The sequence below is a fragment of the Sutcliffiella halmapala genome, assembly GCF_002019665.1.
In the GTDB taxonomy this organism is placed as follows: Bacteria; Bacillota; Bacilli; order Bacillales; family Bacillaceae_I; genus Sutcliffiella_A; species Sutcliffiella_A halmapala.
Genome location: NZ_KV917375.1, coordinates 2,551,672 through 2,564,933 on the forward strand (window position 1 = coordinate 2,551,672; position 13,262 = coordinate 2,564,933).

Below are 13,262 nucleotides of genomic sequence, written 5' to 3' on the forward strand. Positions count from 1 at the left end.
TTTGATAGCAAAGTTCTCAATAAAAAAACCATCAATTACGACGGTCTAGTACATTGAAATAATTTGCTTGATAAGCGAAGCAGATGGTTTCATCTAGTATTAAATTCTTTATTATGTATGAAAATCCTCTTCATTAACTTGAACTTGCGGTGATTGATTAGGTTAATACCTAAGTCACTATAAAAGACCTCATCATAAAAGGAAAATTGATACCAAATAAGGAAACATATGATACACTTAGGCTATCCAAATTCACGAAATAATCATAATTTTTATTCAACTAACAAGCAGAAGAATTAAATTGTAATAGGGGGATGATTGATGAACAAGCAAGCAATGGTATATTTTATTTTTGGGATTATTATCTTACTGATCAGTTCACCTTTAGGGTACAGCCTAGTTAATATCGTGTATCGAAACCAGAATTTAACTGGAGAATTTGTACCACTTCTAAACGGATTTATACATTCATTGATGTTAATTGGTACCTTGGTGTGTAGTATTGGAGTAGTTACTTTACTAAAAGAAAAAAGATAATTATTGCATTAACTGGAGTGAGAATTCAATAAGAGCAGCCGCTTCTTGTACCTTGTACTAACGGTAGCGTTAGTTGAAGAAACCATTAATAATAACGTAAAAAACCTCCATATATTCGGAGGTTTTTTTAACATAGTAAAAAACAACATTGAACTTTAACAGAGCCTATTATTTAAAGATAAAAAGAAGCCAAAATGGATTCATATAAAGCAGATTAAAGTATTTGCATTATAAATATGTTTATTTCATACAATTCATTAGAGGTGATGAAAAATGGCAAGAGTAAAATATACAGATAGTGACGTTGCTTTAGTTGCAAGGATGATGAGGGCAGAAGCTGAAGGAGAAGGAAAACAGGGAATGTTAATGGTTGGAAATGTAATTGTTAATCGTGTTAAAGCAGATTGTTTGGACTTTAGAGATGTCAGATCCGTTTACGACGTCATTTTCCAAATACAAGGAGGGAATTATTCCTTCGAAGCAGTTCAAAAAGGTAATATTTTTTATAACAGAGCAAGAGAAGTAGAAAAAAGATTAGCGAAGCAAACCTTAGACCATTGGAGAGAACACCCTTCAAAGTTTTCCCTTTGGTATTTCAATCCATATGCTCCGTGTCCACCTACGTGGTACAATCAACCTTTTGCAGGACAATATAAACAACATTGTTATTATGAACCAATTGCCGATACATGCGAAAGTGTTTATGGGTGGTAAAAAAACCACCTCACACATTGTGTGGGGTGATTTCATATTTCAGTAACTTTAACTCTCAGAACCGTTTTTAATTTTTCTGGTGCTGTTTTTCTCGCATCAGAAATATATATTTCTTTATGTGTTTTTTCTAATCTTTTGAGTTTGTTTTGCCTACAGAACTCTTCCATCAAAGCAAAAGTTTCGGGTTCGTTATCATAACTTCCAATATGCATAGCTTGGACGCATACCCCCTCCTCAATCTGTTCAAATTTTACTTTTTCTAGAAGGAGGTCAGCCTTTTTTGACTTTGCAATATGTATAGCTGTGTGAAATAACTCTTCTGTTACAAAATCCGGTTGTCTGATCATTAACACAAAATGGTCCTTGCTTAAATAATCTAATTTCCGACCTTCTTCATCTAAATCCCATATTCCCTCCAGAGGGAAAACTGTATATTCATAATATCCCTCAGGTGTTATTCCTTTTTTTGGCATCATTCTTAGTGCGTACGAAACAGTATATAAAGTTTCGATATTTTCTTTAAATCCTTCACTATTCGGATTCCCACTACCTTCTATTGTGAAGAATTGCATAGCAGGAACTTCAACCACTGTTGGTTGATTCTTTGGTAGATAAAGTTCCTTTAACTCTTTACGCCATTCGAATTTTTTCATTGTTTGTCATCCTTACTAAGTTAGTCTATCATCTAGCAGTTTTTCACCTGTCTTACTACACAAAGTGTTTTTCAATGATAATCTTTGCTCTTTCATCGAGGTTAGTAGGTAAATCTTTTGGTGAGAAGTATTTTAAATCCAAACTTTCACCATCATGCAACACCAATTCACCATAGGCTCCTTCAGCTAAATATACGCTTATAACATTAAACACTTCATCTCCATTGGGGTACTTAAAATAAAATTCTTTTCCCGATAGCATATCAATGAAGGTAAAGTTGCTTGCCTTTAAACCCGTTTCTTCAAACAATTCACGTTTGGCCGCCTCCTCCAGACTTTCACCTAATTCCATCGCTCCACCTGGAAGTCCCCATTCTTTTGTATCGGAGCGAAGTTGGAATAAGATTTCTTGTTTGTCATTCAACACAATAACTGTTGACCCAACCAAAATAAAAGGTCTTTTCCCTATCATTCTTCTTATATCTTTTATGTATTCAGCCAATTCTAAGATCCCTCCTTCTTATAATTTCCTATGAGTGTCATTGACTTAGGGAAGATTTTTCAATGTAACAATTATGATTTATCTCCCTTATTATCACAGGTAACTCCATCAAGTCGTCAACTATATAATCAGCTTCTACATCATTGAATTGATTGTCCTTCTTCCAGATGCTTATCATTCCAATATCCTTAGCACCTTTTACATCGTTCAAAGGATGATCGCCTATAAAAATACTTTCCTGCGGAGAAATATTTAGTTTCTCAATTGCTCTATGAAATAGTTGAGAATCAGGCTTTTTTATGCCTTCCCATTCAGAAATTAAAATTACATCAAAATACGCTTCAATGCCAAGTGCCTTAATATTGTCCATTTGAAACTGCCCAAATCCGTTTGTAATCATACCTAACAGAAAGTTTTGCTCTTTTAAGGTATCTAACATCGTTATTAGATTTACAAAAGGTTCACAACAATTTTTGAACTCCGTCAAATAATCTTGAAACAGCTCTTCCCAAGTAATTCCCGTTATCTTACATTCTTTTACCAACTGTTGATACACTTGATCTTTCCAAACATATCCACGCTTTTCTAACTCTATGAATCTAGTAATATATGTTTCTTTCGGAATATGTCCAACATATGCATTCAATCTCTCATATTGTCGATGAATGAATAACTTGACTGACTCATCTCTATTTAATAAGGTTCCATCTAGATCAAATATAACTGCTTTAATCATTTAGGTCCTCCATTATTAATCATTATTGTGATTTTCAAATGAAACCACTCTATTAAATTCTTTAGAACCATTTTTTTGTATACTCAATATTTGCCAAGATCTATCTCTTATTTGTTTACCTAAAAATAGGATTTGACCGACATGATAGCTAATGTGTGCTATTTCCGTTTGAATCGCTTGCATTACACTTAAAGGTTGTTGTCTTAATGTCACTTGTTTCATTAAATCGTCGTCTTTTATAGAGTACAACGTTTGAAACAATAATTTCCATCCTCCTTCCCAATCCTCCATTAATTTAGCTCTTGTATGAGATTGATCAAGAAATTCCGAATCTCTATCTCTGAAAGCTTTTTCTCCGTCCGTTGTTAAAAAATCTAACCAACGAGAACTCATGTTTCCACTAATATGTTGCATAATAACCGCAATATTGTTCGACTCCTCACTCGGTTTCCAATGCAGCTCCTCATCAGACAATTGCTGGATGCCTTTTTCTGCACGTTCTTTCAAATGCTTTAGTTGTTTGATGGCTACTATAAGATATTCTTTCCCTATACTACTCAATTTCGTTCCCCCTATAACTTTTGGATGTTAAACAACTTAATTGAACATCCATTTTTAAACTAATTTTTTTGTGAGTCAATGTTGCTAATTCAGTATTTCCTTTGAAAATATCGTACCATAACACATAGAAGATAGAATGGTTGTTAGGCTAAGCTGTAGTCCACTCTACTAATCTCATACCCTTGCATCACCATAACTTCTATCGATGAATTCAAGCATGATACTTAAATAGGGTGCTTTCTGATAATTTATAAAAAATTAATGGGATTTTATGTTAATACATAACTGACGATGGTATTTAGCAAAAAATGCAGGATTCTGCCATAACAACCAAGGAGGCAGCTATTATCCAATTGCCTGTGTTAATAGAAAGATGGTTAGGAGGCTAACCTTATTGAGTAAACTAAAAATAAGGTATTTATTCGTTTCTCTGTTGGTAATAATGAGTGTATTTATTATATTTCACTTTTATCAGTTTCGGGAGCAAAATTTAGGCGATGTACTAGATATTAATAATGTTGAGAAGGTTTACTTTTTTGAGAATCCCAAAGAGAACTCCGATTTTAATACACACATAATTGAAGTGATTTCACACACAATTGAAGATGAAGAAACCATAAATAAACTTGCTGAATTTTTTAAACAGTATCAGATAAAAGCGAGTAAGCAAGAGGGATGGGTGTCCGAAAATGCAAGCGAACAATTTCACTTCTCCTTCGTATATAACGATGGCGATAGTGCACCATATATCTTTGATAGAAATATAGTTGTATCATCCAATATATACAAGGTAGTTAACGATCCAATAGATTACAAATGGTTATATGAACTAATGCAAGATATCAAATCTAATTAATATCTAGAAATTACTCGAAACCAAAAGCCATTCAAATTGAATTCTCTCAAATCGAATGGCTTTTCATTAAAACTTAAGTTACAACTCTCCAAACACAGATATTATCGATATAGTTTACACTTAGGAAATTCTAAGAATTCTTGATACTCAACGCTGGTATAATAGCTTTTAATTCTCCTAAATCATCTATGACTACATCAGATTGTGCTAGCTCTGCTTCTTGAGCGAAATCGAAATTACACCCAATTGCTGTTAACCCATTAGATTTTGCAGCTTTAATATCTGTCAATCTATCTCCAATGACCGCACCGTTCACTATATTGTATTTTTTTAGGATTGTTTGGACTAAATCAGCTTTATTTTGTGATTGAATTTGTTGAATACTAAACACTTCTATCACCCACTCATCTAGATTATAGTATTTTACGATAGCGTTTAAATATTCTGTTACACCATTACTTGCGATAAAAATAGAATAGTTATTATCTTTCAAATAACTCAGTATCTCCACAGCATTCGGGTATAGTGCCCCTTTACCTTCATTAATTTTAGTTATTAAATCTGCATGAAAATGCTCATTTGCAATAGTTCGTACCTCATTAGAATGGTTCGGTAATAATGTTTCCCACACAACTTCTATCGGGACTCCCATAATCTCACGGTACTTCTCTATTGGTGTTGATCCTTCCCAATAATTCAGAGATTTTAAGTATGTAAATGTTTCATCTAGAGATGCCTCTAGTATTATATTTGTTTGAAATAATGTTCCATCCATATCGAAAATCATCGTTGATCCCATCATTTATCCATCTCCTCCAAAAATCAATTACTACTCTTTTAATCTTTCGTACTAGTAAAATTTTTCTTCATTTTGAAACAAATTACTAAAGAAATGAAGTACACTTTATTTAATCCTATCACGCTACCTTATCGTTTCAAACAGTTAATTACTTAACTCAAGAAATTTCACTAAATTTTCAAACACATCACAACGTTCAAATTTCTATCACTGCACCCTACTACTCTATTAATGTTTAAACATTAAAACAAATAGAACTGAGAACATGGTAGCTAGGACATACTCTTTAACTAACTTACATATATTTAACATATTGTACTTAAAAAGGAGGCAGAGTTTCTTGCATGAATTGCTAAAAGTTGCTTTTAGATTATTTGAAATCTTGTTCTTCTTAACAATAGGCTTTTTATTAACAGAAAGTGTTTTGAAAAACATTTATGATAGTTTCGGAATAAAACTTATAGGAAATGTTTGGGTGAACTGGTTCGGAGTTTCTTATATTCTCTTTGCATTATATGTCATAGTAGTTGGTCAATTATTAAAGAAAGACTATGTACTTTATAATCTACGTCTTTCTTCATCTTTATTCTGGGTGCTTTTTATAGCTTCCATTTTTACCGTTTTGATTCCGTTTGTGAAAGGGGAACATCCCTTCTGAAGGTTGAGGTAATATTAAGACAGTTTTTGAGTTGTAGTATATATTCAGTTCAATAGCGATTTCCCTGTTCGTTTCAAAGTAAATATATGCTAATTACCATACTTCAATACGTACTCTTCTAATCCCTCCTTCCAATCACTATTTCACAAGCAGGCGTAGTAGACAAATAAAGTTTATTAACGGAAGAAAGAAACCTAAAGTTTAAAAAAGGGCAATGATAAAATTATCTTTATCATTGCCCTTGTACTATTTCGTTCTATCTCGCACTGTATCTCTTTCAATCAGTTCGCCCTTCAATGAATTCACTTTAGGTGTTTCACAATCATTATTGATGTGAGTGATTAATACATCTACAGTGCTCTCCACCATTTGATCTACCGGTTGCTTCCAGGTTGTAAGGGAATAGCTAGACCAATTGGACATTTTGATATCATCAAAGCCGATGATCGAGATATCCTCAGGTATGCTTAACCCTTTTGAGCGAATCGCGTCCATTGCCCCAAAGGCTGTTATATCATTACCACAGAATATCCCATCAATATTTTTGTGTTTGTTCATTAATCGAAGTGCTGCCTGATATCCACCTTCGTATGTATAGTTTCCTTCTTCAGTATAGAAGTCAGAGATACCACCTTCGATAAGCGCTTTGGCAAATCCGCTTTTTCGATCTACTGTAGTGGAGGTATTTGGGGGACCTGAAATAAAGGCTAAATTCTTATGGCCTTTTTCCACAAGGTATTCCCCTATTTGATAGCCAGCTAAAAAATTATCGCAGTACACTGCATTGTAATTTGCATCGCTTATATAACGATTAAAAAGTACGACAGCTATATCATTTTGAATAAATCTCTCTTCAGCTGAGGAAGACAAAAGTGCGTCAGTTATTATAACCCCTTCCACATGGTATTCAATTAACTGACGTATTTCCGGTTCCTCAATTTGATTATTTTCAGAACTTATAAAAAGTAAGTGGTAACCTTTTTTCGTTAATTTTGCATAAAATTTTTCCAGTACTTCTGGATAGAATGGATTTTGTACATTTCTCATGACAATTCCAATCATTTGCGTTTTATTTGTAATCAATCCTCTTGCTATTGCATTTGGTTGATAGCCTAATTTTTCTGCAGCATCTAATACTAGCCTTCTCTTTTTTTCCGTAACATTTGTTTCTGAACCAAAAACTCTGGATACAGTTGGCTGTGAAACTCCAGCTAACCTCGCAACATCTAGTGCTGTGACCTTTTTTTTCTCCATAAGCCAATTCCCCCCTGCAACTCTAGGCAGAAAAGATTATATCATACCTTTGGCTTAGAATTAATAGTTAACCATTATTTAGGTAGTTAGATTGACTTGGCCCCTATTTTTCTTTGATTCCAAATCCTTTTTCAACCAATATATGAGCTCTTGCTCGCGTTCTTTGTTCCGTATCTGAGATTGTTCGATTGACCAAGTATAAAATCCTGCCCCATTTTTCTGCCCGTATTTTCCTTCCTCCACAAGCTTTCTCATTGCTTGAAATGATTCTTGATGAGTGCTTAAATCTGGGAATAGATAAGATGAAATGGCATCAAATACATCAAGTCCACCCATATCAGCAGTCATAAATGGGCCTGTCACAGGTAGTCTACGACCGATACTATAGCGAACCGCTTTATCGATGTCTTCCATCGTGGCTGCTCCTTGCTCTAAAATATATTGTGCTTCGCGGAATAATGCATATTGCAGACGATTTCCAATCGAACCGAGAATGTCCTTTTGAACAAGGATCGGTTCTTTTCCCATGCTTTTTAGTAATTTCATCGATCTCACTACAGCTTCATCCGATGTTTTCTCACCACGAATCACTTCTACAAGCGGTATCAAATGTCCTGGGTTCCAAAAGTGCGTAACCAATGTTCTTTCTGGGTGAACGATTAAGGAGGCAATTTCCGTCGGGCTAAGACCGGACGTATTACTTGCGATGATGACATCAAAATCACACAAAGCTTCCAACTCTAGAAACATCTTCTGCTTCATTTCAAGGTCCTCAGGAATACATTCAATAATAAACGTAGCATCCTGCACACACATTTCTAATGAACTACTAAATTCTATGCTTGATTGTACTTTTTCTGTTTCATGATGTTTAATTACATCATTATCAACAAGCACACTTAACTTTTCAGCAACACCAGTCATGCCACGTTCAATATCCTGATTATTCATCCCCCATACTTTCACTTTAATTCCTGCCATCGCTGCAGATAAAGCAATGGAATGTCCCATTGTGCCTGATCCGATAATCGCTAACTTTTCACATGTAGAATTCATATTGCCGTCCAACCTCCATCCACTTTTATCGTTTCCCCCGTAATAAAACGAGCCATATCTGATGCAAGAAAAAGTACTGCTCCTGTAATATCAGATACCTCTGCCAGCTTACCTAAAGGAATTCTATTTAGGACATCTTGATAAAATACTTGATCGTCCAACATATTATTCGTTAATTCTGTCTTGACAAACGTAGGTGCCACGGCATTTACCTTTACATTCGAAGTGGCCCATTCGACAGCCAGTGCTTTTGTTAGCTGAACAGCACCACCCTTGCTTGAACAATAAGCCGCACGTTTCACATAACCGACAAATGCCATTTGTGAGACGATGTTGATAATGTTCCCCCCACCATGCTTCACCATATGTTGTGCTGCTCGCTGTGAACAAAAGAATGTCCCTTTCAAATTGGTATCAAGAACCTGGTCCCAATCATCTTCAGTAACCTCCAATGCCGGCTTGGCGATATTAACACCGGCATTGTTGATGACAATATCTAGTCCTCCAAGAATGGAAATAGTAGCATCAACCATTTGATAAACACTTTGTACATCCTGGATATCTGCTACCAAATAAAATGAGGAAGGTTGAAATTCCTGTAATTCCTTTACGGTTTCTATAAGTACCGTTTCATTTCGGCCGGTAATCATTATTTCCGCCCCAAGCTTCGCAAAGGCAAGAGCTATTGCTTTTCCAATTCCTTTGCTGCCACCAGTAATCAATATTTTTTTACCATTCAAGTCACTAAAATTGTCCATTTCTACTCTCCTTTCAATAGAGAACAAGTTTATATCGAATCTCTTTGACTTGTAATTTAGATTTTTATAAACCAAGTGAGAATAAGACAACTGCTAGTATGACACCTAATAAAGGTACTACCACAGTTAATGCACCAAAGGCAGGATAAGCATCCTTATGGGTTTCGCCACAAATTGCACGTATTGTCGTTACCACATAGCCTCCATGTGGAAGTGAGTCTAATGAACCAGATGAAATCGCAACAACCCGGTGTAACGCATCTGCATCTACTCCCATATCAAGATAATGAGGCGCCAATAAAGGTAATGCAATCGTCTGACCACCAGATGCTGAACCAGTTAAACCTGCAATAACACATACAGCAAGCGCACCTCCTATGAGTGGGCTACCTGGAATACTTGTCATAAAATCTATTGCTGTAGCAAATGCAGGTGTTGCTTTAGCAACTCCACCAAAACCTACAACAGCGGAGGTATTTGCAATCGCAATAAGTGCTCCCATTGTTCCTTCAGAAACAGCATTCCATAGATTTGAGAAGTATTTTCTGTTAAGTATATAGGTTGTAAATACTCCTCCCAAAAGAGCGATAATAAGAGCGGATTGTGCCAACGAATCATGGAAAATAAAAGATATAACAAGTACCACTAAAAGTGGAATCATACTAACAATTGGATTCGGTAAATTTTCACGTATTTTCGTATTATCCGTCTCTCTTACAACAAACGACTCTCCATTTTTAACCGCTTTCATAACCATGCGCTTTAACCACCAATAGCCAAAAATCATCATAAAAAGGGCAACAATTAAACTGACTTCCCAACCAGCATAAGGAGAAGTGTTCAAAAATTGAATGGGAATCCAGTTTTGAATCTCAGGCGAACCCGCTGATGTCATAGTAAAGGTAGTAGAACCGAAGGCAAGTGCCGCAGGTATAAATCTTCTTGGCAAATTCGCTTGTCTAAATAAACTGATCGCCATTGGATAAACGGAGAATGCCACTACAAATAAACTAACTCCCCCATAGGTTAAAACAGCACATGCAATTACAATAGCTAACGTTGCATTCTTTAATCCTATTTTATCAACAATCCATTTAGATACACTATCTGCTGCGCCGCTATCCTCCATCAACTTCCCGAATATTGCGCCAATTAAGAACATCATATACCATGAGGCAATAAAACCTGTAAATCCTCCCATATAATTAGAAAGGAAATTAACCTCGCCTTCTCCTACTAATTGAGGAAAGAGTGGTAAACCATTTAAAACTGCCACGAACAAAGCAGATAGAGGTGCAGCTATGAGAAGGTTCATTCCTCTCATTGTTAACACAATCAATAGTAGGAGACCCCCAAGCAAACCAATCATACTAATCATTTTCCATTTCCCCTTATTCATTGAATTAAAAAGGAGCCACACAAATTCTATAAATGGCTCCCTCAGTTCTCATTACATCAGACTATCATTCTTTTATTTGTTGCCGTAACGGCGTACACGGAGAAGTGCTTGCTCTGCATGGCCAGCAAAATTTTCTAATTGACATAAACGAGCTGCATATTCACCGATATATGCACTAGCTTCAGGTGTCACTCTTTGATAGGTACAAGTCTTTAAGAATTTCCCTACCCACAAACCACCTGTATAACGAGCTGCTCCTTTTGTTGGAAGTGTATGATTTGTTCCAATTACTTTGTCCCCATAAGCTACATTCGTCTCAGGTCCAAGGAAGAGGCAACCATAGTTCGTCATATTCTCCAAAAAGTAATTAGGGTCTTCTGTTAAGATTTCTACATGCTCAAATGCTAGCTTGTCCGCTTCCAATAAAGCTTCTTCTTTCGAATCTACTAGAATTATTTGACCATAATCCTCCCAGGATACGCTTGCCACATCTGCAGTTGGCAATACCTTTAATTGACGCTCGATTTCCAAAAGCGTTTCTTCCGCTAATTTTTCAGAAGTAGTAATTAATGCTCCTGGAGAAGTCGGTCCATGCTCTCCTTGTCCTAGTATATCTGTCGCAATCATTTCTGCATCTGCTGTTTCGTCTGCTACCACTAATGTTTCAGTAGGGCCAGCAAATAGATCTATCCCGACACGACCATATAATTGTCTTTTCGCTTCTGCCACAAAGGCATTCCCTGGTCCAACGATCATGTCAACCGCTTTAATCGTTTCCGTACCGATTGCCATCGCACCCATTGCCTGTACGCCACCAAGAATATAAATATCATCTGCTCCTGCTAAATGCATCGCAGCAACCGTAGCTGCAGGAATTTCCCCATTAATAGGAGGCGTACAAGCGATAACTCGTTTAACACCTGCAACTTTTGCAGTCAGTACACTCATATGAGCTGAAGCTACCATTGGATAGCGTCCACCTGGTATATAACATCCAACACTATTTACCGGAATATTTTTATGACCTAAAATAACCCCTGGTAATGTTTCCACTTCAATATCTTGCATTGACTTGCGTTGTTCCTCTGCGAATCCTCTCACTTGTGTTTGAGCAAATTTAATATCTTCAATGGTTTCAGCAGGAACAGTACCGATAATTTCTTCAATTTGTTCTTGACTCAGTTTAAAGCTTTCTGGTGACCATTTATCAAACTGACTAGAAAACTCCTTTAATGCAGAATCCCCTTCATTTTCAATCCTTTTTAAAATTTGACTAACAATCTCAGAAACTTTCGCATCGTTCTGTGCGATCTCTTCTATACTTTTCCCATGCTTTAAAATCCTCGCCATATTTAACATCCCCCTAAATTAAAAAGCAATTTTCTATAAAAATAGAACGCTTTCATTATTTTTGAATACGTATTCAAAAATTAGTAAAAAAATAAAAACTTCTTTTTGAATACGTATTCATTTGATATTAGTAGAATAGTAGAAATTATCTAACTTGTCAACCGATTTATTTTTATATTTTTTTGAACTTCTACCATTTTATAAGATATCCTCTAAATTATTCGACTAAAAAGACCGCCATATTTTCTTTGGATTAACAAAAAAGAAAAATAGCGTTTCATAAAAAATACAAACTAAGTACTTTTATATATAAGAATATTGGATTAGGTACTAGTTTTCCCCATACTTCTCTAGATATTTTTCATTATAGTTTGTTATCCACTCCATATCGATTGGTCCATTTAGAACCTCATAATAATTGCCCACGAAAATATGTACATTGTTACTCATTACTTGTACAATTGCTGGATTAGCTTTGGAGTGTGAAATAATAAATTCAAAACTTTCACTATTTAAATGTACATTGTAAGTCTCTTCATTAATCCTTTTCACGCGGTACTGTGCTAGAAATTTCAGTAATTCCTCGGTTGTTTCCTGCTCATCTGTCCACCACTCATATCCTCGATCATTTGGCACCTTCTCTCTATCTTTCGTAAATGCAAATGGATAAAAATCTTTTGGTTTATAACTAATTAATTCATCTAAGTTTCTTTCTCTATAGTCATTAAAAGTTTTTAATGAAAAAAATATAATGCTTGCAATAATTACGATCCATATGTATTTTCGTTTGTTACGGTACATGATGAAAATTGCTCCTTTTATCTGCGAGATACTTATACTTCCTCTTAAATTCCAGTAAAATTATACTACTATAACCAATCATGACCCCCACTGTATTCAAAATCACATCATCAATATCCATGCTGCGTCCGATAAAAGATTGGATGATTTCTATACAACAGGTTACTGCTACCCCTAAAATGAGTACTTTTCTAAAAGACCTCCAATACCTCCAAATAAGTGGTACTAAAATACCTAAAGGTAAAAATAAAAGCATATTCGCGGAGATATTTAATAGTGAAACGCTACTCCAGTCGTCAACATTCGCATTATATTGAAAAAAATTGTCATAGAGTGTTTTAAAAGGTATTAAATTAACGCTTGCGCTTTCATTTATAGTATTTATCGTAAAGTAGAATTCTCCTGTATCACTAATAATTCCCGCATGCCAATTCGGTATGATTGTTTGTGAAGCTAGTCCAATACTATAGATGACAAACATCGCTAATAAAATCTCGCGCACTATTTTTACTTTTAATTGTTTCTTTTTTAATAACACCAGTCTACCAATTACATAAAACGGCATCGCCATCATCATATAACCGATCATACTCTTTATATATAGCATCACTAAACTCATGTTTTCCTC

General features: G+C 35.3%; 16 protein-coding genes. 4 read left to right on the forward strand and 12 right to left on the reverse strand.

Annotated elements, in window-relative coordinates; genetic code table 11:
- Positions 1-321 precede the first annotated feature (321 nt).
- Both BK580_RS12495 and BK580_RS12500 read left to right on the forward strand, forming a co-directional pair.
- Entirely contained in the window at positions 322-537 is a 216-nt protein-coding gene (locus BK580_RS12495; protein WP_078380666.1) for a glycosyl transferase, read from the forward strand.
- Between the two features lie 273 nt (positions 538-810).
- Positions 811-1,251: a cell wall hydrolase gene (locus tag BK580_RS12500; protein ID WP_078380667.1), complete on the forward strand. Its 441-nt coding sequence runs from the start codon at positions 811-813 to the stop codon at positions 1,249-1,251.
- Between the two features lie 32 nt (positions 1,252-1,283).
- On the opposite strand, the gene BK580_RS12505 is transcribed toward BK580_RS12500, so the two are convergent.
- The 4 genes from BK580_RS12505 to BK580_RS12520 all read right to left on the reverse strand — a co-directional run bounded on the left by BK580_RS12505 (position 1,284) and on the right by BK580_RS12520 (position 3,703).
- Positions 1,284-1,904, reverse strand: coding sequence for a GyrI-like domain-containing protein (locus BK580_RS12505; protein ID WP_078380668.1), 621 nt, complete (start codon positions 1,902-1,904; stop codon positions 1,284-1,286).
- Positions 1,905-1,959: 55 nt separating this feature from the next.
- The gene (locus tag BK580_RS12510) at positions 1,960-2,376 is read right to left on the reverse strand and encodes an NUDIX hydrolase (RefSeq protein ID WP_078382758.1); all 417 of its coding nucleotides are present in this window, start codon (positions 2,374-2,376) and stop codon (positions 1,960-1,962) included.
- A gap of 67 nt (positions 2,377-2,443) precedes the next feature.
- Entirely contained in the window at positions 2,444-3,142 is a 699-nt protein-coding gene (locus tag BK580_RS12515) for an HAD family hydrolase (RefSeq protein WP_078380669.1), read from the reverse strand.
- A gap of 15 nt (positions 3,143-3,157) precedes the next feature.
- Positions 3,158-3,703, reverse strand: a complete 546-nt coding sequence (locus BK580_RS12520) for a DUF1572 family protein (protein ID WP_078380670.1) — start codon at positions 3,701-3,703, stop codon at positions 3,158-3,160.
- A 394-nt stretch (positions 3,704-4,097) separates the two neighbouring features.
- On the opposite strand from BK580_RS12520, the gene BK580_RS12525 reads away from it, so the two are divergent.
- A complete protein-coding gene (locus BK580_RS12525) occupies positions 4,098-4,559 on the forward strand; it encodes a hypothetical protein (protein WP_078380671.1) in 462 nt (153 codons plus the stop codon).
- Between the two features lie 130 nt (positions 4,560-4,689).
- Here the strand turns inward: BK580_RS12525 and BK580_RS12530 are convergent, their stop codons facing one another.
- Positions 4,690-5,358 (reverse strand): HAD hydrolase-like protein, encoded by a 669-nt coding sequence (locus BK580_RS12530; protein ID WP_078382759.1) that lies wholly within the window; start codon positions 5,356-5,358, stop codon positions 4,690-4,692.
- Positions 5,359-5,698: 340 nt separating this feature from the next.
- Here BK580_RS12530 and BK580_RS12535 point away from each other — a divergent pair, with 340 nt between their 5' ends.
- Positions 5,699-6,016 carry a hypothetical protein gene (locus BK580_RS12535; protein WP_078380672.1) on the forward strand — a complete coding sequence of 106 codons (318 nt, stop codon included), beginning with the start codon at positions 5,699-5,701 and terminating at the stop codon, positions 6,014-6,016.
- Between the two features lie 246 nt (positions 6,017-6,262).
- On the opposite strand, the gene BK580_RS12540 is transcribed toward BK580_RS12535, so the two are convergent.
- The 7 genes from BK580_RS12540 to BK580_RS12570 form a co-directional block, all read right to left on the reverse strand.
- Complete coding sequence (locus BK580_RS12540) at positions 6,263-7,270, reverse strand: LacI family DNA-binding transcriptional regulator (protein ID WP_078380673.1); 1,008 nt, start codon at positions 7,268-7,270, stop codon at positions 6,263-6,265.
- A gap of 78 nt (positions 7,271-7,348) precedes the next feature.
- Positions 7,349-8,326 (reverse strand): 3-hydroxyacyl-CoA dehydrogenase family protein, encoded by a 978-nt coding sequence (locus tag BK580_RS12545; RefSeq protein WP_078380674.1) that lies wholly within the window; start codon positions 8,324-8,326, stop codon positions 7,349-7,351.
- The gene (locus tag BK580_RS12550) at positions 8,323-9,084 is read right to left on the reverse strand and encodes an SDR family NAD(P)-dependent oxidoreductase (RefSeq protein ID WP_078380675.1); all 762 of its coding nucleotides are present in this window, start codon (positions 9,082-9,084) and stop codon (positions 8,323-8,325) included. The genes BK580_RS12545 and BK580_RS12550 overlap by 4 nt, the downstream gene beginning before the upstream one ends.
- 64 nt (positions 9,085-9,148) lie before the next feature.
- On the reverse strand, positions 9,149-10,462 hold the full coding sequence (locus BK580_RS12555; RefSeq protein WP_078380676.1) for a GntP family permease: 1,314 nt from the start codon (positions 10,460-10,462) through the stop codon (positions 9,149-9,151).
- A gap of 93 nt (positions 10,463-10,555) precedes the next feature.
- Complete coding sequence (hisD, locus tag BK580_RS12560; RefSeq protein WP_078380677.1) at positions 10,556-11,833, reverse strand: histidinol dehydrogenase; 1,278 nt, start codon at positions 11,831-11,833, stop codon at positions 10,556-10,558.
- Positions 11,834-12,163: 330 nt separating this feature from the next.
- The gene (locus BK580_RS12565; RefSeq protein WP_078380678.1) at positions 12,164-12,634 is read right to left on the reverse strand and encodes a hypothetical protein; all 471 of its coding nucleotides are present in this window, start codon (positions 12,632-12,634) and stop codon (positions 12,164-12,166) included.
- Positions 12,624-13,253: a VanZ family protein gene (locus BK580_RS12570; protein WP_078380679.1), complete on the reverse strand. Its 630-nt coding sequence runs from the start codon at positions 13,251-13,253 to the stop codon at positions 12,624-12,626. The genes BK580_RS12565 and BK580_RS12570 overlap by 11 nt, the downstream gene beginning before the upstream one ends.
- Between the last annotated feature and the right edge of the window lie 9 nt (positions 13,254-13,262).